Source organism: Catenulispora acidiphila DSM 44928 (assembly GCF_000024025.1).
Classification (GTDB): domain Bacteria; phylum Actinomycetota; class Actinomycetes; order Streptomycetales; family Catenulisporaceae; genus Catenulispora; species Catenulispora acidiphila.
In genome coordinates this window covers 6,225,053-6,246,557 of sequence record NC_013131.1, presented here as the reverse complement: position 1 = coordinate 6,246,557, position 21,505 = coordinate 6,225,053, and the positions used below count along the sequence as shown (strand labels likewise).

20 protein-coding genes and 1 pseudogene are annotated in these 21,505 nt (G+C 71.6%); 15 read left to right on the top strand and 6 right to left on the bottom strand.

All coding sequences use genetic code 11. The features are described 5' to 3' along the window. Nucleotides 1–15 precede the first annotated feature (15 nt). Nucleotides 16–690: pseudogene (locus CACI_RS54370) on the bottom strand (M28 family peptidase); the annotation flags it as partial. 23 nt (nucleotides 691–713) lie between these two features. Then, the gene (locus CACI_RS26815; protein WP_015794007.1) at nucleotides 714–959 is read right to left on the bottom strand and encodes a hypothetical protein; all 246 of its coding nucleotides are present in this window, start codon (nucleotides 957–959) and stop codon (nucleotides 714–716) included. Between the two features lie 114 nt (nucleotides 960–1,073). Here CACI_RS26815 and CACI_RS26810 point away from each other — a divergent pair, with 114 nt between their 5' ends. From CACI_RS26810 to CACI_RS26760, 11 genes are all read left to right on the top strand, one after another. Beyond that, nucleotides 1,074–1,448 carry an ArsR/SmtB family transcription factor gene (locus CACI_RS26810; protein WP_015794006.1) on the top strand — a complete coding sequence of 125 codons (375 nt, stop codon included), beginning with the start codon at nucleotides 1,074–1,076 and terminating at the stop codon, nucleotides 1,446–1,448. Between the two features lie 92 nt (nucleotides 1,449–1,540). Beyond that, complete coding sequence (locus CACI_RS26805) at nucleotides 1,541–2,356, top strand: GntR family transcriptional regulator (RefSeq protein WP_015794005.1); 816 nt, start codon at nucleotides 1,541–1,543, stop codon at nucleotides 2,354–2,356. Continuing rightward, nucleotides 2,353–3,117 carry a sulfite exporter TauE/SafE family protein gene (locus CACI_RS26800; protein WP_015794004.1) on the top strand — a complete coding sequence of 255 codons (765 nt, stop codon included), beginning with the start codon at nucleotides 2,353–2,355 and terminating at the stop codon, nucleotides 3,115–3,117. Before CACI_RS26805 ends, CACI_RS26800 begins: the two co-directional genes overlap by 4 nt. A gap of 252 nt (nucleotides 3,118–3,369) precedes the next feature. Then, nucleotides 3,370–4,365, top strand: a complete 996-nt coding sequence (locus CACI_RS26795; RefSeq protein WP_015794003.1) for a copper transporter — start codon at nucleotides 3,370–3,372, stop codon at nucleotides 4,363–4,365. A gap of 133 nt (nucleotides 4,366–4,498) precedes the next feature. Continuing rightward, nucleotides 4,499–5,908 (top strand): hypothetical protein, encoded by a 1,410-nt coding sequence (locus CACI_RS52810; protein ID WP_015794002.1) that lies wholly within the window; start codon nucleotides 4,499–4,501, stop codon nucleotides 5,906–5,908. Nucleotide 5,909: 1 nt separating this feature from the next. Next, nucleotides 5,910–7,856: a murein biosynthesis integral membrane protein MurJ gene (gene murJ / locus CACI_RS26785; RefSeq protein WP_015794001.1), complete on the top strand. Its 1,947-nt coding sequence runs from the start codon at nucleotides 5,910–5,912 to the stop codon at nucleotides 7,854–7,856. An 83-nt stretch (nucleotides 7,857–7,939) separates the two neighbouring features. Beyond that, the gene (locus tag CACI_RS26780; RefSeq protein ID WP_063643646.1) at nucleotides 7,940–8,956 is read left to right on the top strand and encodes a glycosyltransferase family 4 protein; all 1,017 of its coding nucleotides are present in this window, start codon (nucleotides 7,940–7,942) and stop codon (nucleotides 8,954–8,956) included. Between the two features lie 214 nt (nucleotides 8,957–9,170). Then, nucleotides 9,171–10,868, top strand: a complete 1,698-nt coding sequence (locus CACI_RS26775; RefSeq protein WP_015793999.1) for a CTP synthase — start codon at nucleotides 9,171–9,173, stop codon at nucleotides 10,866–10,868. A 176-nt stretch (nucleotides 10,869–11,044) separates the two neighbouring features. Beyond that, nucleotides 11,045–11,671, top strand: a complete 627-nt coding sequence (locus CACI_RS26770; RefSeq protein WP_015793998.1) for an NUDIX domain-containing protein — start codon at nucleotides 11,045–11,047, stop codon at nucleotides 11,669–11,671. A 73-nt stretch (nucleotides 11,672–11,744) separates the two neighbouring features. Beyond that, nucleotides 11,745–12,548 carry an HAD family hydrolase gene (locus CACI_RS26765; protein ID WP_015793997.1) on the top strand — a complete coding sequence of 268 codons (804 nt, stop codon included), beginning with the start codon at nucleotides 11,745–11,747 and terminating at the stop codon, nucleotides 12,546–12,548. A gap of 47 nt (nucleotides 12,549–12,595) precedes the next feature. After that, nucleotides 12,596–13,399: a metallophosphoesterase family protein gene (locus CACI_RS26760; protein ID WP_063643547.1), complete on the top strand. Its 804-nt coding sequence runs from the start codon at nucleotides 12,596–12,598 to the stop codon at nucleotides 13,397–13,399. 64 nt (nucleotides 13,400–13,463) lie between these two features. On the opposite strand, the gene CACI_RS26755 is transcribed toward CACI_RS26760, so the two are convergent. From CACI_RS26755 to CACI_RS26740, 4 genes are all read right to left on the bottom strand, one after another. Then, nucleotides 13,464–14,327 (bottom strand): alpha/beta fold hydrolase, encoded by an 864-nt coding sequence (locus CACI_RS26755; protein ID WP_015793995.1) that lies wholly within the window; start codon nucleotides 14,325–14,327, stop codon nucleotides 13,464–13,466. A gap of 68 nt (nucleotides 14,328–14,395) precedes the next feature. Further along, nucleotides 14,396–15,730: an MFS transporter gene (locus CACI_RS26750; RefSeq protein ID WP_015793994.1), complete on the bottom strand. Its 1,335-nt coding sequence runs from the start codon at nucleotides 15,728–15,730 to the stop codon at nucleotides 14,396–14,398. Nucleotides 15,731–15,755: 25 nt separating this feature from the next. Beyond that, nucleotides 15,756–16,931, bottom strand: coding sequence for a methyltransferase (locus CACI_RS26745; RefSeq protein ID WP_015793993.1), 1,176 nt, complete (start codon nucleotides 16,929–16,931; stop codon nucleotides 15,756–15,758). Further along, nucleotides 16,928–17,908 (bottom strand): magnesium and cobalt transport protein CorA, encoded by a 981-nt coding sequence (locus CACI_RS26740; protein WP_015793992.1) that lies wholly within the window; start codon nucleotides 17,906–17,908, stop codon nucleotides 16,928–16,930. Before CACI_RS26740 ends, CACI_RS26745 begins: the two co-directional genes overlap by 4 nt. A gap of 169 nt (nucleotides 17,909–18,077) precedes the next feature. On the opposite strand from CACI_RS26740, the gene CACI_RS26735 reads away from it, so the two are divergent. The 4 genes from CACI_RS26735 (at nucleotide 18,078) to CACI_RS46100 (ending at nucleotide 21,364) form a co-directional block, all read left to right on the top strand. Next, nucleotides 18,078–18,788 (top strand): histidine phosphatase family protein, encoded by a 711-nt coding sequence (locus CACI_RS26735; protein ID WP_015793991.1) that lies wholly within the window; start codon nucleotides 18,078–18,080, stop codon nucleotides 18,786–18,788. Nucleotides 18,789–18,853: 65 nt separating this feature from the next. Beyond that, nucleotides 18,854–19,420: a DUF3090 domain-containing protein gene (locus tag CACI_RS26730; RefSeq protein ID WP_015793990.1), complete on the top strand. Its 567-nt coding sequence runs from the start codon at nucleotides 18,854–18,856 to the stop codon at nucleotides 19,418–19,420. Further along, a complete protein-coding gene (locus CACI_RS26725; protein ID WP_015793989.1) occupies nucleotides 19,417–20,280 on the top strand; it encodes an SCO1664 family protein in 864 nt (287 codons plus the stop codon). Before CACI_RS26730 ends, CACI_RS26725 begins: the two co-directional genes overlap by 4 nt. Before the next feature lie 136 nt (nucleotides 20,281–20,416). Continuing rightward, the gene (locus CACI_RS46100) at nucleotides 20,417–21,364 is read left to right on the top strand and encodes a GNAT family N-acetyltransferase (protein WP_015793988.1); all 948 of its coding nucleotides are present in this window, start codon (nucleotides 20,417–20,419) and stop codon (nucleotides 21,362–21,364) included. Nucleotides 21,365–21,505: the final 141 nt, after the last annotated feature.

The following is a 21,505-nucleotide window of genomic DNA, read 5'->3' as shown; positions in this document are numbered from 1 at the left end:
GTCGGCTGTGTCGTGCTCGGAGTGGTAGCCGGGCATCCCGGCGCCGAGCCCGACCGTGGCCAGGCCGGCGGCGGCGTATCGACGGTTGTCCGAGGCGACCTGCCCTGCCCGCAGCGGGACGCCCGCGCTCTTTCCGGCCGCGTCGAGTGCGGCCAGGATCGGCATCGCGGGACCTCCGGCTTCCACGGCTACCGCCTCGTTCAGCTCTCCCGCGCCGTCGACGTTGAGGACGTACGGACTCCGGCCGGATGCGACGAGCCGGGCCGCGTGGTGGGCCGAGCCGACGGTGCCTATCTCCTCGGCGTCGAGCAGGGCGACACGCAGCCCTACGCCGTTCGGCAGTCGCTCTTTCAGCAGCCGCGCCGCTTCCAGGACTACGGCCACGCCGGAGGCGTTGTCCGAGGCGCCGGGTCGGTGGACGCCGTCGATGTCGCCGACGCCGTCGTAGTGCGCGGTCAGCCAGATCTCCGGCGAGCCGGGAGCGGGAGCAGGATCGGGAGTAGGTGCGGCGATCGTGGCGTAAAGGTTCGCGGCACCGCCTGCCGCCGTGTCGAACCGTTCGACCTCGCTGACCGCGTCGAGTTCGGTCAGCGCGGCCGTCAACCAGGTCCGGGCGGCGGCTCCGCCGCGCGTGGCCACTCGCCGTCCGGCGAGCTCGCGGGCGGCCAGCGCCGCCACGATGGCCGTCATGCGCTCCGCCGAGGGCTCGGCATTCATCCGCAGCAGCCCGTACTCGCGGCGACCGCCTCGGTCTTGGCCGCCGAGCCACAGCAGGCGCCCTCGGCCTTGGCCTCCTCCGCGGTGCCGCAGCAGGGTCCTGCGACCGGCGTGGCGGTCTGGACGCCGGTGTTCGCGGCCGGGCTGCCACAACAGCCGATGCCCGGCGCCGGGTTGAACGCCTCGGTCAGGTCTCCCTGGAAGCCGCCGGCGGTGCTGCTCCCCGTGGTCTGCTCGCTCATGTGCGTACTCCTCGTGCGGCCGGATGGAGACACCGCAGTGGCGCCTCCTTGTATTGAAACTTTTCGAAGCAGCTCCACCTTGCTCCCTGTTTCGAAATCCGTCAAGATAGAAGCATGGCGAAACCCAAGGAGCTCTTGCCGCTGGCCGACACCGATCCCGTCCCCTGCTGCGAACCACTGAACGGCCACTCGATATCCACCGCCGACGCGATCACCCTGGCTCCGGCCTTCAAAGCCCTCGGCGACCCGGTCCGCCTTCAGCTGCTCTCGCAGATCGCCAGCGCCCCGTCCGGCGAGATGTGCGTCTGCGACCTGAGCCCCGGCTTCGAGCTGAGCGGCCCGACCATCAGCCACCACCTCAAGGTCCTGCGGGAAGCCGGCCTGATCGAAGGCGACCGTCGCGGCACCTGGGTCTACTACCGCGCGATCCCGGACAGGATGGCCAACCTGGCCCGCTTGCTGTTCAGCGCCGAGGCCATGACCGTCTGATTCGTGGGACGTCGTCTCCCGCACCCGTTGGTGGCGTATCTCTGGCGATACTGTGGCGTAACTCTGGCGTAATTGGCTAGGCTGGGCCTGCCATGAGCGAACACGAGGTATCCGTAGCAGGTGAGTTGGCTTCTGACGGCGCGTCGGCGAGGCGCGTTCCGCCGGAGTGGGTGTCGTCGAGGCCGCGTGCGGACCGAGCGCGTCGGGTTGCCGAGGTGCTGCGTCAGCGGATTGCGGCAGAGAGCTTTCCTGATGGTGTGCTGCCTGACGAGCTCGTTCTCGCCGAGCAGCTGGACGCGTCCCGGAACGCGGTGCGCGAGGCGCTCGGTCTGCTGCGCGACGAAGGGTTGGTCACGCGCCGCCGTGGGGTGGGCACGGTCGTCGTCATGCCGGCGTACGGTCACGGCCTCGACCGGTTGGCGGGGCTGGCGGAGGCGCTGGCCGGACACGGGACGGTGGCCAACGAGGTCCTTCTCGCCGAGGAGATCGCCGATCCGCCCGCGAGGGTTCTGGAGCGCCTGGGGCTCGAACCCGGCGCGGCCGCGGTCCACATCGAGCGCGTTCGCCGCGTCGATGGATCGCCTGTGTCGGTGGACAGTACGTACCTCACCGCCGAGGTCGGCCGTGGCGTGCTGCGCGGTGACTTGGAGACCCGCGACATCTTCGCGGTGATCGAGGAGACCACCGGATCCCCGTTGGGCCGCGCCGAGATCGAGGTGCGCGCGGCCACCGCCGACGCCGAAACCGCGTCGCTGCTCGATATCCGGCCCGGAGCCGCGATCTTCCTCATCGACCGGCTGACCCGTCTGTCCGACGGGACCCCGGTGGACACCGAGCTTCTGCGGGTTCGCGCCGATCGCATGACGCTGCGCGCGACCCTGTATCGCGGTCTGAGCCAAGCCCCGTGAGCGGATTGGGCCCGCCGGAGCTGCTGCTTCTCGCCGTCATCGGTCTGGTCGGCGGGATCGGCATCACGGCCGTGGGTCCGGGAGGCGTGCTGCCCACGATCGGGCTGTTCGCACTGACGGGACTGTCGCCGGCGCAGGTGGCCGGGACCGCGATCGTCACGCACATCGCCACCGGCGCACTGGGCTCCGCCGCCTACATCCGCTCAGGTCAGCTCCGCGAGCCCGACACCCGCCGCACGGCGCTGATCCTGGCCGGGAGCGCGCTGGTCGGAATCTGGGCCGGCGTGATCGCCGGCACTGTGGTGTCCAAGCACACGTTCGCGGTGGTGCTCGGCGGCGTGCTCCTCGCCACGGCGGGGCTCGTCTGGTACCGCGCCCGCCGCCCCCAGGCAGTGCTGCTCGATCGTGCACCGACGACGCTGGTCGCCGTCATCGGAGTGGCGGTGTCCGCCGTCAGCGGCATCGTGGGCATCGGCGGCCCGATGCTGACGGTCCCCCTGCTTGCCGCGCTGGGACTCCCCATGCTCCGCTCGCTGGCCTGTGCACAGGCCCAATCAGTGGTCATCGCCACGGCCGGGACCGTGGGATACCTCGCCCACGGCACGATCGACTGGCCGCTCGCCACCCTCGTCGGCCTCCCCGAGCTCGCCGGAGTCCTCGTGGGCTGGAAGATAGCTCACGCCCTTCCCACCCGCGCGCTGAGCAACGCCTTGATCACCACGCTCTGCGTTCTCGCCGTCTACCTTGTGGTCCAAGGCTGACCAGAGATAGAGACGGAGACATATCCGACTACCGACCACTGCCGGGCGAGCGCGTAGGCTTCACCTGACTTGACCTGTCGTCGGATCGAGACCGATTCGTCTGTGAGCTGGGAGATACGTGCGGCAACGACGGCCCGGGGGGCGCTTGGGGAGTGATGTTCTGCCGGTGGCGGCCTCTGCGCGCCCGGCGGGGGTCGGCGCTGCTTCCAGCGGGGGAGAAGGTCTCACGATTCGGCTGCGGGGACTGTTCACTTGATCGACTTCCGCTACCACGTCGTCTCCATCGTCGCGGTCTTCCTCGCCCTCACCGTCGGCCTGGTCATCGGCTCCTCCTATCTGAGCAAGGTGGCCTATGACGAGCTGAACAACCAGCTCGCCTCCCTCCGCAGCCAGAACCAGGCCCTGCACGGCACCCAGAACGAACTCAGCGCGCAGGTCCGCGACCGCAACAGCCTCATCGCCGCCCTCGGCCCGGACGCCGTCGCCGGCAAACTCGCCGGCCACTCCGTCGCCGTCGTGATCCTGCCCGGCGCAGACGGCTCCAGCGGCGACGCCATGGCCGACCTCCTCGCCAAGTCCGGCGCGGTGGTGACCGGCGAGGTGACCCTGAAGTCGGCGCTCCTCGACCCCGGCCAGGCCGGCAAGCTGGCAGCCGCCGGCGCCAAACTCCCCGCCGACGAACGCGGGGGAGAGCAGCTCACGAGCCCGTCCTCCTCGGCCTCCGGCGCGACCCCCTCCCCGGTCATCGCCCTGGCCGACATCGCCGGCGCGGTCGTCCACCGCATACCGGCCAGCACCTCCGGCATCGGCGAGCAGCACATCACGGACCAGGCCTCGCAGGACGTGCTGACGGCCTACAGCGACGCCGGATTCCTGGATGTGAAGTCCGCGAGCACTTCCTCCGCGGACCTGGTCGTGGTCATGTCACCGGCGGCACCCTCCTCCGGCTCGGCGGCGAACGACGCGGCGGACGCGCTATACCTCGGCTTCCTCAAGGACCTGACCGGCGGCGGGCGCTCGCTCGGCGCGGTGCTGGCCGGCCCGGCGTCCTCAGCGGCGTCGCCAGGGCTGCTCGCGGCGGCGCAGAAGGACAGCTGGGTGTCGAAGAACGTGTCCACGGCCGACACCGCCGACCAGGCTTCCGGCCGCATCATCACGGTCTTCGCCCTCGCCGAGGCCGCCAGCGGCAAGACCGGCCACTACGGCCTGACCGGCACCGCCGACGGCCCGCTGCCGGATCTGCACTGAGGTGGGCAGGCAGGCGGGGATGTCCGGTAGGGGTACGAGACTGGATAAGAGACTGGATAAGAGACTGGATAAGAGACTGGATACGAGACCGGACTCGGCGCACGGTGCTCGGGCACGGGGCGGCGGCGGGCAGATGGCGCGCGCGGCGAGCGGGTTGTTCGGTGGCCGAGGGCAGGCGGTTCGTGCAGCGGGCTCGCTGCTCGGCGGCGGTGGGCAGGCGGCGCGCGCGGTGAGCGAGCTGTCCGGCGGCGGGGGGCGAGCGATGCGCGCAGTGAGCGGGCTGTCCGGGGGCGGGGGGCAGGTGGTTCACGCGGTGAGCAAGCTGTCCGGCGGCGGCGGCGGGCAGGCGGCGCGCGCGGTGAGCCGGTTGTTCGGCGGCGGAGGGCAGCCGATGCGCGTAGTGAGCAAGCTGTCCGGTGGCAGAGGGCAGGCGGCGCGCGCGGCGAGCGGGCTGTCCGGTGGCGCGAGTTGGTCGAGTGCGGTGGGCTCTTTCGGCTCGGGTGGCTGGTCGGGTGGCTGGTCGACCGTGGCTCACATCCGCCGCGCGATTTTGCCTGTCGGCGCTTCCCGGTCCGTCCTTGCGGCGGGTAGGTTGCCGGGAATGGCGGCCGGAGTCTTCAGCGGTGTGGGCCGGTCCGGCGCGAGTCGCTCGGCGATCGGCGTGCTTCGAGCGGGTAGCGTCGAGCGGGTGGTCGGTGTCGGCGGGGTCGTGGTGGCCGGTGCGGTGGGCGGCGGGGTGGCTCGTGGCACGTATCGGTTGCTGAACGCGCGGCCTCCCGGCGGGCGCGAGCGGTGGACTCGTAAGAACAATCGTGGCCGCGAAGTCACCCTGCTCGAAGGTCCCGCGGTCGCCCTCGGCATCGCCGCCGCATCCCTGCTGACCCCGGGACTGCCCGGCACGGTGCGCCTCGCCGGCTGCGGCGCGGCCCTCGGCGCCGGCGCGGTGGGACTCTACGACGACCTCTCCGAACGCGGCGCCGCCAAGGGCTTCCGCGGCCACCTCAGTGCTCTGGCCCACGGCGAGGTCACCACCGGTGCGGTCAAGATCCTCGGCATCGGTGCGACCGGGTTGGTCGCGGGTGCCGTGCTTCGGCGCGATCCGCTCGACCGTGTGTTGGCCGGGCTCGTGGTCGCCGGCGCCGCCAATGTGGTGAACCTCTTCGATTTGCGCCCGGGACGCGCGACCAAGGCTGCCCTGATCGGTGCCGGTGGCAACGTGCTGCGGCAGGCGCTGGGTGGCGGAGGCGGATCGCGGAGCGGACTCCTCACATCGGCGGCGCTGGGTGCTGCCGCGGCGCTGCTGCCCGAAGACCTCGGCGAGAACGCGATGCTCGGCGACTGCGGTGCCAACGCCCTCGGTGCCGCCCTCGGTGTCGCTGCCGCCGCACGCGCCACGCGCCCCGGCCTCATCGCACTGGCCGCCGGGCTCGTCGCGCTCACCGCCGCCAGCGAGAAGGTCAGCTTCACCAAGGTCATCGCCGCCACGCCGCCGCTGCGCACCCTCGACGAGTGGGGCCGCCTCCCGCAGCAGGGCGACAGCTGACATGGCAGACCTCCACATCGAGCACGGCCACGCTGACCACGGCCAGATCGAGCACGACGAAGCCGGGGTGGTCGAGCCAAAGGCAGGTGCGAAGGCCGGTGCCCGGACCACCGTGCCCTTCCAGCAGTCGCTGACGGTGACCAGCCCGACCGACTCGACGAGTCCGACCGATTCGACCAGGCTGCCGGCGCAAGCCGACCACCCCGCCCCCACCGACGCCCCCGCGACCCCCCACCTCCAGCCCCACCTCCACCCTCACCCCCAGCCCGGACCCCGCCGCCCCCGCAGCGCCTCCACCCTCCTCGGCGCCGCCGTCCTCATCGCCATAGCCACGGTCGCCTCGCGCGTCGTGGGCTTCGGTCGTTGGCTCGTCTTCTCGCACACCGTGGGTGCCGGATCGCTGGCCGACGCGTACAACTCCGCGAATCAGCTTCCGAACATCGTCTTCGAGATCACTGCCGGGGGCGCCCTGGCCGGCGTCGCCGTTCCGCTGCTGGCCGGGCCGCTGACCGGTGGTGGCGACGGGCCCGCTGATCGTGCCCGCGCCTCGCACATCGTCTCGGCGTTGCTGACCTGGACGCTGGCGATCCTCATCCCGTTGTCGGCTACCGGTGTCGCGTTGGCCGGGCCGATGGGTCAGATCCTCGGGAGTGGCCATGGCGCCGATTACACCCACCAGATCAGCCGCTTCCTGATCTTCTTCCTGCCGCAGATACCGCTTTACGGCGCCGCCGTCGTCCTCGGCGCGACCCTGCAAGCCGACCGCCGTTTCCTGGCGCCGGCGCTCGCGCCGTTGCTGTCCAGCCTGGTCGTCATCGCCTCCTACACGGCGTTCGCCTTCCTCGACCGCGGCCGCGGCGCGCACCTGCGCGGTCTGCGCCACGCCCCTGAGCTCGTCCTCGCGCTCGGTACGTCCGCGGGCGTGCTCATCCTGGTCCTGTCGCTCTTGCCGGCGGTCCGCCGCGCCAAGCTCGCGCTGCGCCCGACCTTCCGCTTTCCCGAGGGCGTCGCGCGCAAGGCTCGCTCGCTGGGCGTGGCGGGTGTCGCGACCCTGATCGCGCAGCAGCTCGCGGTCCTGACCATCGTCCTGCTCTCCAACGCCGGGCACGCCTCGACCGGCACCCTCACCGTCTTCAACCTGGTCTGGGCCGTCTACTCCCTGCCCTACGCCGTCCTCGCGGTCCCGGTCGCGACCAGCGCCTTCACCGACCTGTCCGCGAAGTGGGCCGCCGGGGACCGCCCCGGTTACGCGCACGGCGTCGCGGCGACGACCCAGGCGGTGGTGATCTTCTCCGCCGCCGGCGCCTCGGTGCTGGCTGCCGCCGCGTGGCCGACGGCCCGGCTGTTCCTGACCGCGCGCCACGGCACCGGCGGCAGCGTGACCGTGGAGATGATGGGCCAGGGCTTGATCGCCTTCGCCCCCGGCCTGATCGGCTACGGCCTGCTGGCCCACCTGAGCCGTGCCCTGTACGCCGCCGGACGCGGACGCGCCGCCGCGACCGCCGTCTGCGCCGGCTGGTTCACCGTCCTGGCCGCCGACCTGACGCTGGTCTCCCTGCTCCCCGGCGAGAAAGCGGTCATCGCGCTCGGCCTGGGCAACGCCCTGGGCATGTCCGTGGCCGGCGCCCTGCTGCTCACCGCCGTGCACCGCGGCATCGGCCGGGACGCGCTGGTCGGCGTCGGCCGCGCCGGGCTCGTCGCGGCGCTCGCGGCGGCCGTCGCCGCGCCGGTCGGGATGGTGCTCGCCGGGCTGCCCGGCGCCACCGGCCCGCTGCGCGCGATGCTCATCGGCGCGACGACCGCGCTGCTGACCATCGCGCTGTTCGCCTTCACGGCGATCACGGCTGCCAAGCGCCTGCTCCCGGACACCGACTGCGGCAAATGGCTGCGCGCTCCCATCGAAAACCGGAACCGGAACCGGAACCGGCGCGAACGCAGGGCCCCGTGATGACCGCGACGAACCCGAACCGGAACCCGAACCGGAACCCAAACCGGAACCCAAACCGGACCCCGGACCCGAACCCGCCCGCCATGAGGATCCTGCTGGTCCGCCCCGAGAGCACCGGCGGCATCGGCGTGCACGTCGACAGCCTCACCCGCGCCCTGCGCGAGGCCGGCCACGACGTCCGCACCCTCGTCGCCACCGGCACCGGCGCGATACCGGCGATCCGCCACGCCGCCCGCCAGGCCCACGTCGACGTCGTCCACGCCCACGGTCTGCGCGCCGGCGCCGCGGCGTGCCTGGCGACCCGCAAGCGCACCGTGGTGACCCTGCACAACGCGCCCTCCAACCGCGCCGGCGAAATGCTGATGCGGCTGATCGCCCAGCGCGCCGACGCCGTTCTGGCCGCCTCCCACGACCTGGTCGAGGCGGTGACCGGCAACGGCGCGAAGAACGCGCGCTTCGGCCCGGTCGTGGCGCCGGCCCTCCCGGCGCCGACGCTTCCCACGTCGCAGGTGCGCACCGAACTCCGAAACGCGCTCGGTCTAGCCACTGCCACCGCAGATGCCGCCGACCCCCGCCGCCTAGTCCTCGCCGTCGGCCGCCTCGCACCGCAAAAGGACTACGCCACCCTTCTCAACGCCTTGATCATCCTCAAGAACCGCCTGGGTCCCGCGCACATCCCGTCGGTAGCCATCGCCGGCGAAGGACGCGAACGCGCAGCGCTCCAAGCGACCATCGACGCCCACGAACTCCCCGTCGTCCTGCTCGGCCACCGCGCCGACATCGCCGACTTGCTCCGCGCCGCCGACGTGTTCGTGATGTGCAGTACCTGGGAGGCCCGACCGCTGGCGCTCCAGGAAGCGCTGCGCGCCGGCGTCCCGCACGTCATCGCCACCGATGTGGGCGGCGTCGCAGAGGTCACAGCGGGCTATCTGCCCCTGATCCCGCCCGGCGATCCCGAGGCGCTGTCCCGGGCGCTCATGGACGCCGCCAGCGCTTCCAGGGCCGCCATGCCGGACTGGGACGCCCTGTGGCCGGGCCCGCAGGAGGAACTGGCCGCGGTGTTGGCCGCGTATGCCGAAAAGCCGCCGAACCGATCATGAACGGGATGTTGCCGACACCCGTCCGCGCATGATCGACCCATGAGCCCCGAGCCCGGCAACTGCTGATATCCTGGTCTCCCGTGGATGACAGGTGCCGGCTCCGCCGCCCCGACACGGACGACGCCCCCTCCGGCACCCCATCGCCCACCGCTCTCCTCCGGGCAGAGCGGCGCCCTCTTGAGCACTTTCAGCAGCGATCCGCGGGAGCCCCCCTTTGGCACATCAGACGAAACACCTGTTCGTAACCGGGGGCGTCGCCTCCTCGCTGGGCAAGGGCCTCACCGCCTCCTCGCTGGGCGCCCTGCTCAAGGCCCGCGGCCTGCGGGTCACCATGCAGAAGCTCGACCCCTACCTGAACGTCGACCCCGGGACGATGAACCCGTTCCAGCACGGCGAGGTGTTCGTCACCGACGACGGCGCCGAGACCGACCTGGACGTCGGGCACTACGAGCGGTTCCTGGACACCGACCTGCACGGCTCGGCGAACGTCACCACCGGCCAGGTGTACTCCGCGGTGATCGCCAAGGAGCGGCGCGGGGAGTACCTCGGCGACACCGTCCAGGTGATCCCGCACATCACCAACGAGATCAAGTCCCGGATCCGGCGCATGGGCGGCGACGACGTGGACATCGTGATCACCGAGGTCGGCGGGACCGTCGGCGACATCGAGTCGCTGCCGTTCCTGGAGGCCGCGCGCCAGCTCCGGCACGAGGTCGGCCGGGAGAACGTGTTCTTCCTGCACGTCTCCCTGGTCCCCTACATCGGCCCGTCGGGGGAGATGAAGACCAAGCCGACCCAGCACTCGGTGGCCTCGCTGCGCAGCATCGGCATCCAGCCGGACGCCATCGTCTGCCGCGCCGACCGGCCGATCAGCCAGGCCATCAAGCGCAAGATCTCGCTGATGTGCGACGTGGACGAGGAGGCCGTGGCCGCGGCCGTGGACGCGCCGTCGATCTACGACATCCCCAAGGTCCTGCACACCGAGGGCCTGGACGCCTACGTGGTGCGCCGGCTGAACCTGCCCTTCCGGGACGTGGACTGGACGCAGTGGGACGATCTGCTGCGCCGGGTGCACGAGCCGGACCACGACCTCACCGTCGCCCTGGTCGGCAAGTACATCGACCTGCCGGACGCCTACCTGTCGGTGACCGAGGCGCTGCGGGCCGGCGGCTTCGCCAACTCCGCGCGGGTGAACATCCGCTGGGTCCCCTCCGACGAGTGCGCGACCGACGAGGGCGCGGCCAAGCACCTGACCGGCGTGGACGGGATCTGCGTGCCCGGCGGCTTCGGCGTGCGCGGTATCGAGGGCAAGGTCAACACGGTCAAGTACGCCCGCGAGAACAAGATCCCGCTGCTCGGCCTGTGCCTGGGCCTGCAGTGCATCGTGATCGAGGGCGCGCGCCACCTGGCCGGGATCGCCGCCGCCAACTCCGCGGAGTTCGACGAGGCGACCCCGGACCCGGTCATCTCCACCATGGCCGACCAGCGCGACATCGTGGCCGGCCAGGGCGACCTGGGCGGCACCATGCGCCTGGGCCTGTACCCGGCCAAGCTCGCCGAGGGCACCATCGTGCGCGACCTGTACGACGGCGCCCCGTACATCGAGGAGCGCCACCGCCACCGCTACGAGGTGAACAACGCCTACCGCCCGCGCCTGGAGGAGGCCGGCCTGGTCTTCTCCGGCACCTCGCCGGACGGCCGCCTGGTGGAGTTCGTCGAGCTCCCGCGCGAGACGCACCCCTTCCTGGTCGGCACGCAGGCGCACCCCGAACTGCGCTCGCGTCCGACCCGCCCGCACCCGCTGTTCGCCGGCCTGATCGCCGCGGCCGTGGAGCGCTCGAAGGGCGTGGCCGCCGACGCCGCCGCGATCGCCGCCGGAGAGGCGCTGGCCGAGGCGGCAGCCGGAGCCTGATCCGAGAGCAGATGAGCAAGCAGGACTCTGCGCCCCGGCTTCACGCCGGGGCGCTTTGGTTTCCGGTCCGCTACCGCGCGCCGTCGGGGATCACCCGGTCCCCAGGGCCCGGACGGAGCCGCCACGATAGGCTCTGATCATCGTTGTCCGCTGACCAGACATCCCCCAGGAGCGTGATGGAGATCCGCGACGTACCCGAGAAGTGGCCTGTGCTGGCCTCGGAGGAGAAGTTCCGCGGGCACGTGATCTCGATCCGCACCGACACCGTGAAGATGGTCGACGGCAAGGTTGCCGAGCGCGACTACGTCGTGCACCCCGGCGCGGTCGGCGTGGTGGCCCTGGACGAGGCGGACCGCGTGCTGCTGGTCCGCCAGTACCGGCATCCGGTCGGCTGGCGCCTGTGGGAGCTCCCCGCGGGCCTGCTGGACCACCCCGGCGAGAACCCCCTCGAGGCCGCCAAGCGCGAGCTCTACGAGGAGACGCACCAGCAGGCCGACGACTGGCGCGTCCTGGTCGACCTGTTCACCACCCCCGGCGGCTCCGACGAGGCGATCCGCGTCTACCTGGCGCGCGGCGTCCGGGAGGCCGACGGCGAGCAGTACGCCCGCGAACACGAGGAAGCCGACATGGCTGCGGTCTGGGCCGACCGCGCCGAGGTGACCAGGCTGATCCTGGCCGGCGAGCTGCACAACCCGCTCACCGTCGCCGGCGTGCTCGCCCTGACCACGGCGATCAGCACGAACGCGCTGGACGATCTGCGGCCGGCGGACGCGCCGTGGCGGCAGAGGCCTTTCCTGCCTTAGGGATTCGGCAAGGGCGCGCGCCAAGCCGTGGCCTTGCCCTAGCCGTTGCCCTAGCCCGCCGTACACTCCGCAGATGACCCCCGCACCGCCCGCTGTCCCCGCGCCGGTTCCCGCTTCGACTCCCGCGCCAGTTCAAGCTCCAGCCTTCACCGCCGTCGTCATCGACTTCTTCGGTACCCTCACCACCAGCGCCCCCGACGAGGTCTGGTTCCAAGCCGCCGCGGCCAGCGCCGCTCCCCTCGGCCTGGAGCCGGCCCTGTGGCGCGAGACGCTGACCGCGAGCTTCGTCGAGCGCGCGACCGGCGCCCTCGGCGATCTGCCCGAGACCTTCCGCGCCCTGGCCCGGCGCTGCGGCGTCGACCCCAGCGAGGGCGCCCTGGCCGAGGCGTGCGAGGCGCGCGTGAAGGCGCAGAACGAGCTGTTCGTCTTCCGCGAGGACGTCCTCGGCGCGCTCCAAGCTCTCAAAGCGCGCGGCTATCGCGTCGGGCTGCTGAGCGACTGCACGCCCGAGCTCCCCGTCGCCTGGCCGCAGCTCGCGGTCTCCGGCTTCTTCGACACCGCGGTCTTCTCCTGCGTCGAGGGTCTGAAGAAACCGAATCCCGCCTTCTTCCGCCTCGTCGCCGAGCGCCTCGGGGTGGCGCCCGCCGACTGCCTCTACGTCGGCGACGGCGGCTCGCGCGAGTTGAGCGGCGCGGCGGCGGTCGGGATGACGCCGCTGATGCTGCGCGCCGAGGACTGGCACAGCAACAGCGCCTATGACCGCGAGGACGATTGGGCCGGTGCGGAGATCGCCTCCTTCACCGCGCTGATCAGCAAGATCGACGCCGCCGGTCTCAGCGCTCGGTCACTTCTGGCTCAGCATCAGGACCGCGATTAGGCTTGAATCCCGGTAACAGCTGATTCGCCGTCCCGGGGAGGCCCTTGATGTCCTCTGAATTCCACGGTCCCGCTTTGTGGGAAGGCCAGGCCAAGCGTTACGGGCCGGTGGACCGGGTGGCGGTGCTGTCCGACGTGCACGCCAACGTCCCGGCGCTGCGCGCCGTGCTCGCCGAGCCCGACGTCGCCGCCGCCGGTCTCATCGTCTTCAACGGCGACCTGACCTGGGGCGTCGACCCCGACGGGACGGTGGCCATCGTCCAGGCGCTCGGCCGGCGCGCGGTGTGCGTGCGCGGCAACAGCGAGCGCTACGTCCGGCAGATCACCATCGGCGCCTCCGCCCCGGCCACCCCGCGCCAGGAGTGGGTCCCGGCGCACCACGGCACCGGCTCGCTGGCCTTCGTCGGCTCGTTCCCGTTCAGCATCGTCGTGGACGTCCCGGGTCTGGGCCCGGTCCGCTTCTGCCACGGTTCCCCGCGCAGCGACAACGAGGCGGTGACGCCCGGCACGCCGGCGCTGCGCTTCGCCGAGATGACCGCCGGCATCGAGGAGGACGTGCTGGTCACCGGCCACACCCACCTGCAGTTCGACCGCTTCGTGGGCACCCGGCGCAGCATCAACCCCGGCAGCGTCGGCCTGCCCTACCACCGCGACGAGCCCGGCGTGGCGCACTGGGCCCTGCTCGGACCGGACGTCCAGCTCCGGACCACCCGCTACGACGTGCGCGAATCGGTCGCCGCGAGCGTGGCCTCCGGCGACCCCGGCCACGCCCGCATCGCCGAGCTGCTGCTGACGCCGCCGACGCCGGAGGAGATCATCGCCGAGGCCGAAGAGCTGGTGCTGGTCGACTGAAGGCTGACGGCAGCAACGGCCGCCGTTCGCCGTTCGCCGTTCGCCGTCAGAAAAAAGCGGCGGCTCACTCCAGGTCGTGCTCGGTCAGGAAAACCCCGAGCACGACCCGCACCGCCTCGGGCCGCTCGATGTAGGCCACATGGCTCGCGTCGGTGAACTCGTGCCCCCGGACGTCCGGAATCCCGTCCAGGAACGGCTGGCGCGCCGCGGCGTCCAGCTCGTCGAACTCCCCGCCGAGGACCAGCGTCGGGGCGCCGATCGCGGGCAGCCGCCCGATCACGCTCCAATCGCGCAGCGTCCCGGTCAGCTCCCCGGTGGCCTCGTCGCTGCCGATCATCGCCGCGTTCACCTCCGGGTGCTCGGCGAGCTGCGCGAACGTGTACGCGAGCGGCTCGGGCATCGGCACGCGGCAGATGTGCCGCGTCACGAACTCCGCCGGGGACCGGCCCTGCTCGGCGATCGCGGTGTACCGCCCGATGATCGAGGCCATCATCAGCTCGCTGGAGGCCGCGGTGCTGAACAGGGTCAGCGAGGCGACGTGCTCGGGGTGGACGAGCGCGTACTCGCTCGCCAGGAACCCGCCCCAGGAGTGCCCGAGCAGGTGGAACCGCGTCAGCCCTAGGTGTGCGACCAGCGCGTCCAGCTCCTCCAGATGCAGCTCGAGAGTCCACGCCTGCGCCGGCCACTCCGGCCGGCGCGTGGAGTTGCCACAGCCGACCTGGTCGTACAGCACCACGGGCCGCTCGTGCGAGAACAGGTCCGCCAGCGGCAGCAGCGCGTCGTGCACCGCGCCGGGCCCGCCGTGCAGCAGGAGCAGCGGCGAGGGACCGGCTGCGGACAGCTCGCCGAACACGCGGTACCAGGTGTGTCCGTCGCGGAACGGCACAGTCCCCGTCCCGCTGATGCTGTTCTCTGATATGCCGACCATGCCGCTCACAATTCCTGCCGGAGTTTGCACGGTCAAGAGAACCGATAAAAACGGGGACGCGGCAGGTGCTAAACGCCGACGCCCTTGGCGGTGTTTTCGCCAGTTCCTTCCTGAGGTTCCGGGTCTTCGGGGTTTACAGGGTCTGCAAGGATTTCAGGTTTTTCCGGGTCCTCCGGCGTTTCCGTGACGCGCGCACGGCGCATCGGCGACAGCGCGGCGACGACTCCGGAAGCCGCCATTCCCGCGACCCCGGCCCACAGCGCCGGCCGATACCCGAGATGCTGCGCCAGCAGCCCGCCGACCGGCGCGCCGAAGGTGATCATGCCCCAATTCAGCGACCGGACCGTGGCGTTCACGCGTCCCTGCAACCGGTCCGGCGTCGCCGACTGCCGATACGCCATCTCGTTCGGCCCGCTCGCCCCGAGCGCCAGCCACGCCAAGAACTGCGCCCCGGCCACCATCGCCCACCCCGCGGCGCCGCTCACCGCGAGCGCCGCCACCGACCACGCGACCGGCTCGGCCAACCGCTCGGCGACCATCACGCGCCCGACGCCCCCGCGCCCCAACCGCTGCGCCATCCCGTTGCCGATCACCGCCCCGACCCCGCCGGCGGCCAGCACCAGCCCCAGCCCGAACGCCGCCCGCGGCGACCCGGCGCCCAGATCGCGCAGCACGAACAGCGTGAAGACCGTCCCGATGACGCTCGCGAACAGGAACCGCGCGTGCAGCGTCAGCGCGTAGGCGCGCATCACCGGGTCGCGGTAGACGAAGCGCAGTCCTTCGCGCATCTCCGCCTTCAGATTCCGCGACTCGGCATGCGGCACGGGCTCCGGAACGCGGATCGTCGCCAGCGTCAGCCCGGAAACCAGATACGACGCCGCGTCGATCATCATCGCCAGCGGCGCCCCGATCGCCGCCACCAGCGCGCCGCCGATGAACGGCCCGGTCGTCTGCGCCAGCGCCGTGGTCTGCTCCAGGCGCGCGTTGGCGACCGTCAGACTCGCCGGCGGGACCAGGCGCGGCAGGTAGGACTGGTGCGCCGCGTCGTAGAGCAGCGACAGGATGCCGAAGACGAAGACGAACCCGGCGAGTTCGTAGATGTTCACGATGTGCACCGCGGCGAGCACGGCGACCACCGCCAGCAGCACCCCGCGCACGAGATCGGTCGCGACCAGGATCGGCCGGCGCCGATAGCGGTCCGCCACCACGCCGGCCAGCAGCCCGAACAGCAGATACGGCGTCCAGCGCGCGCCGTTGAGCAGCCCGACCTGGGTGTCGCTGGCCTTGAGGACGATCACCGCCAGCGTCGGCAACGCCACGGTCGCGACATAAGTCCCGAACGTGGACACCGTGTCCGCGCTCCAGAATCGGGCGTAGCCGGGGTACGCGAAAAGCCGAGTCATACGCTGCAAACCTAGCGGACCGCCGCTAGCGCCGCACTGCCCGCAGCACCACGAACTTCGGGTTGCTGGCCATCACATCGCAATTCCCGAACAACCTCTTCAATTTCGCGTGATAACCCAGGTGCCGGTTGCCCACGACCCACAATTCCCCGTCGCGCCGCAAAGCCGTCCGCGCGCCGGTGAACATCCGCCACGCGGTCGCGTCGGTGGTGGCTTGGTGGCTGTGGAAAGGCGGGTTGTTCAGCACCAGATCGACGCTGCCCGGCTCGAAGCCCGCCATGCCGTCGGCGGCGCGGAACTCCGCCTCGCGCGTGCCGGGTGCGAACGTCGCCTCGAAGGTGGCGCGCGCCGAGGCGACGGCTTGGTGGGACTCGTCGACGAAAGCCAGTGCCGCACTCGGATTCGCCAACGCGGCAGCCAGTCCGACCACGCCGTTGCCGCATCCCAGATCGACGATCCGGCCCGCGCCGGATCCGGTCGCGAGGCTCGGCAGGTGCGGGAGGAAGAACCGCGTCCCGATGTCCAGATGGTCGGCGGAGAACGTCCCGGCGTGGTTCACCACCGGATGCCCGCTCGCGACGCCGATGCCCTCGGGGAGCCGATACGTCAGCGGCCACGGGTTCTCCGGACGCGCCATCTCCACGTCCGGCTCGCAGAAGATCAACCGCGCCTTGCGCACCGCCAACGAGGTCCGCGTCGGACCGAGGATCCGCTCGAAGGCCTGGAGCGTCGAGGTGTGGATCTCGGTGACCATCCCGGCGGCGACGATCCGGGTCCCCGCGCCGACGAACGGCTGCAACCGCGCCAGCTGATCCTCCAGCAGCGCCAGCGATTTCGGCACGCGCACCAGGAGCACGTCGATCGCTGCGGCGACGTTCTCGACGTTCTCGACCGTCGTCGCCAGCGTCACGTCCGAGCGCGATTTCCCGTTCCGGGCAAGGTTCTCGGCGGTCGCCCGCTGTCCGAGGAAGGAGTCAGAGATCTGAGTTACTTGAGCTCCGGCCGCCGCCAGCGAGGTCGTGATCGCGCCCCAGCGGTCGCCGAACACCACGACCCGTCCCGTCGGCGCCGCGCCCTCGCCGAGATGCCGCAGCAGGTACTCATCGGCCGCGTCCCATGCCCGCAGCTGCTCCTGCGGGTCCTGCGGAAACCGCGTCAGCTCCAGGTCGCCGGGCAGCGCCGGCGCCCCGCCGACCGTCACAGCCACTTCGCCCGCTTCAACAGCACGTACAGCACCACGCACGACGTCGCCATGACCCCGAGCACGATGTAGTACGAGTAGTGGTAGTGCAGCTCGGGCATGTCGTCGAAGTTCATCCCGTAGATCCCGGCGATCGCCGTCGGCACCGCCAGGATCGCCGCCCACGCCGAGATCCGCCGCATGTCGTCGTTCTGCTGCACCGAGACCCGCGAGCGGTCCGAATCCAGCATGTGGTCCAGCAGCTCGTTCCACTCCCGCGCGGCGTCGGTGGCGCGCAGCACGTGGTCGGCGACGTCCCGGAAGTAGGGCTGGGACTCCTTGGCGACCCGGTCCTCCTCCCCGGCGACCAGTGCCTTCGTCGGCATCACCAGCGGCATCACGGCGCGCGCGAAGACGATCGCGTTGCGCTTGAGCGAGTAGATCGGCCCGCCGTAGTCGCCGCGGACGGGGGAGAAGACCTCGGTCTCCAGCTGGTCGATCGAGTCCTGCATCAGCTGCGCGTAGGTGGTGTAGGTGTCCACGATGCTGTCGGCGACCGCGTACAGCACCGTGCTCGGTCCGTGCTCCAGCAGACCGGGATCGCCTTCGACGCGGTGCCGCACGCCGGAGAGCGGATTGGCCGAGCCGTGGCGGACCGTGATGACGAAGTTCTCGCCGAGGAACACCGAGATCTCGCCGAGTTGGAGCGGATGGTGCGGATCGGCTTCCAGCAGCGTCTTGAACACCAGGAACGTCGAGCCCTTGTAGTGCTCCATCTTGGGTCGCTGATGCGCGCTGACCGCGTCCTCCACCGCCAGCGGGTGCAGTCCGAACTCGCGCGCCACCAGGTCGAACTCGTCCGGCTCCGGCTCGAAGAGCCCCAGCCACAGGAACGCTGAGGGGTCTCCGCAGCTCCGGGCCTGCGCGAGCGCGTCGGACAGGTCCTCGGGCGCGGCCACGCGGCGGCCGTTCTGGTAGGTCGCACAGTCGACGATCATGCGGGCGATTATCCCGCAGGCGGCGGGGAGCAGCCCAATTTCGGTCGCGATCCCGTACCTGATCCCGATGCACCCGATTCTGAATCCGACTCTGAATCCGATGCCAGTCCCGTCCCGGCCCGCGGTCCCGATCCGCCGCCCAGCGCGCCGGGGTCGTAGGGTGAGGGCTGTGACCCTGGTACTTCTGATCCGCCACGGCCGCACCACCGCCAACAGCTCGGGCATCCTGGCCGGCTGGACCAAGGGTGTGCGCCTGGACGAGCGCGGCGAGCAGCAGGCGGGCGAGCTGGCCAAGCGGCTGGCCGAGGTGCCGCTGGCGGCCGTGGTGAGCTCTCCGCTGGAGCGCTGCCGGCAGACCTCCGACATCGTGCTGGCCGGCCGCGAGGGCGTGCCGGTGCACCTCGACGAGCGGATCGGCGAGTGCCGCTACGGCGACTGGACCGGCCGTCCGCTCTCCGAGCTGGCGCAGGAGCCGCTGTGGCGGGTGGTGCAGGCGCATCCCTCCGCCGCGCGCTTCCCCGGGCCCGAGGGCGAGTCGCTCGCCGACATGTCCGCGCGTGCGGTCGCCGCGGTCAGGGAATGGAACACCCTGATAGCCGCGGAACACGGACCGGAGGCGGTGTGGGCGCTGTTCTCGCACGGCGACGTCATCAAGGCGCTGGCCGCCGACGCGCTCGGGCTGCACCTGGACCAGTTCCAGCGGATCACCGCCGATCCCTGCTCGGTGACGGCTGTGCGCTACACCGAGCTGCGGCCTTTCGTTGTGCGCCTGAACGACGTCGGCGGCGACCCGGCTCCGTACAAGCCGGCTCCGGAGCGTTCGCCCTCAGCGGACGCAGACGCCGCAGTGGGCGGCGGCGCGGGCGCCGACAACGCATGAACGCATAGGCTTGATTGCGGGGCCCACGCGAGGGCTTGAGCGCGAAGCTTGTAGGAGGAAACACGGTGTCACGGGAACTCTTCGTCTACGACCCCCCGGAACGGTTCGTCGCCGGCACCGTCGGACTCCCCGGGCACCGCACCTTCTACCTGCAGGCGGCCTCCGGCGGCCGGATCACCTCGGTGGCGCTGGAGAAGGAGCAGGTCGAGGCGCTGGCCGAACGGCTGGACGACCTGCTGGACGAGGTGGTGCGCCGCTCCGGCGGCGCCGCCCCGGTCCCGGCGATCGCGCCGCTGGAGCTCTCCGACGACAAGCCGCTGGAGCAGCCGGTCTTCGAGGAGTTCCGGGTCGCGGCCCTGGCCCTGGCCTGGGACGGCGAGACCCAGCGGGTGGTCATCGAGGCGATGGCGCCGATGGAGGGCGAGGGCGAGCCGCCGCTGGGCGACATGGAGGCCGACGGCCCGCCGACCATGGTGGTCCGGCTCACCGGCGCGCAGGCGCGGGCGTTCACCTCCCGGGCCAAGGCGGTCGTGTCGGCCGGGCGCCCGCCGTGCCCGTTCTGCTCGCTGCCCCTGGACCCCGAGGGCCACGTCTGCCCGCGCTCCAACGGCTACCGGCGGCGCGCCGCTTGAGCACCCCCGGAGCGGACGCGGCAGCCGAGCAGGATCTCGATCCGGCCGAGGTCCGACAGGTCCTGACGGCCGGTGAGCTGACCATCACCGGCCGGATCACCAACGCCTCCAACGCCACCTTGTACGGCACCGTGGCGCTGGACGGCGTGACCCTGAACTGCGTGCACAAGCCGGTGGCCGGCGAGCGTCCGCTGTGGGACTTCCCCAACGGCACGCTGGCCTCCCGCGAAGTGGCCGCCTACGAGCTGTCGCAGGCCACGGGCTGGCGCATCGTCCCGCCGACGGTGATGCGCGAGGGCCCGTGGGGACCGGGCATGTGCCAGCTGTGGATCGACACCCCCGACGAGGACGACCACGACCTGCTCGCGCTGCTCCCGGAGGACTTCGACGACGACCCCGCCGACCAGACCGCGGCGCAGTGGCGCCCGGTCCTGGCGGTGGAACTCGGCGACGGCCGCCCGGCGGTGCTGGCGCACAAGGCCGACGAGCGGCTGCGGCGCATCGCGGCGTTCGACGCGGTGGTGAACAACGCCGACCGCAAGGGCGGCCACCTGCTGGTCGGGATCACCGAGCCGGACCACGTCTACGGCATCGACCACGGACTGACCTTCAACGTCGAGGACAAACTGCGGACCCTGCTGTGGGGCTTCAGCAGCGAGCCGCTGGGCGCCGAGGTCCGCGAGGTGCTGGAGCGGCTGGACCGCGACATCGCCTCCGGCGAGCTCCGCGGGCGCCTCGGCGGGCTGCTGCACGCCGGGGAGGTCGCGGCGACCCGGGAGCGGATCAAGGAGCTGCTGGACACCGACCGGATACCGGGACCTGAGGGGCGGCGGCGGCCGGTGCCGTGGCCGCCGTTCTAGGGTGGTTTCCGGGTCGGTTTCCAGGCCGGTTTCCTAGCCGGATTTCTCCGAGGGCGCCGAAGTAGCTGAAGACTCTGTCAGCGGCGAGTACTAGCATGCGCGGCGACTTCGATCTGCGGTGAATCGGGAGGCGTCGGTGAAACAGAGTCCGGAATTGCTTGCGGCGCATCAGGCGCGACGAGAGACTGTCGATCCGTTGCTGGCTGCCGCGCAGCCGCTTCCCGATCCCCTGGAGACGGACACCGAACTGAGTTGTCCGGGCGGTGCGGCGCTGATGCGGAACAGCGCGGCCGATCCGGAGTCCTGGGGGTACACCTTCTTCGCCGCTCATGAGAGCAGGCTGCTGCCGCAGGTCGACGGGCCGAGGGCGTTCGCCGAGCTGCTGGATCTGTGGGCGGCGCAGGACGCGTTCCGGCCCGGTCCGGACAGCATCGCCACGATCACCTGGCCCTCGCGGGACACCGAGATGTCGCGGGCGCTGGTCGAGCGCGGCTTCGCGCAGCAGTCGATCTTCGCGGTGCGGCTTGCTCCGCCGTCGGCCGGCGACGGCGCGGCTGCTGCGGCTTCTCCTGCCGCGGCTGATGCCGCTGACGCCGGTGGTGTCGTGATCCGGCACGCCGGGCCCGAGGACACCGCCACGGTCACGCGCCTGTGGCTGGAGCAGCTGCACTGGGACGCGCGGTTCGGCTACCTCGCGATCCGTCCCTCCACCCCGGCGCGGCTGGCCGACGAGGTCGCCGAAGCCGTCGGCGGCGAGGAGAAGCGGGCCTGGATCGCCGAGCGGGACGGCGAGGCCGTCGGACTGATGGTCGTGCAGCCGCCGGAACACGCCGGGTGGGCCGCGAACACCATCCGCGCCGAGCGGCCCGTCGCCTACCTGAACTGCGGAGCCGTGAGCGCGGGGGAGCGGGGCGGCGGGGTCGGCAGGGCGCTGGCGCGGCACGTGCACGCCGAGCTGGACGCCGAAGGACACGGCGCGGTCCTGCTGCACTACACGGCCGCGAACCCGCTGTCGGGACCCTTCTGGCACCGCTGCGGATACCGGCCGCTGCTCACTACGTGGACACGCGGGACCGTCGGCTGAGACACCCCGCGTCCGCCGCCCGGGCGCCCGCCGCTCCCGGAACAAACCCCCGTCCCCACTCTGTTTCCCCTGATGCCCCAGGCAGCGGTTGTGCCGCGCCTGCCAACCCGCACCGGCACGGTCCGCGCCGATCCCGATAGG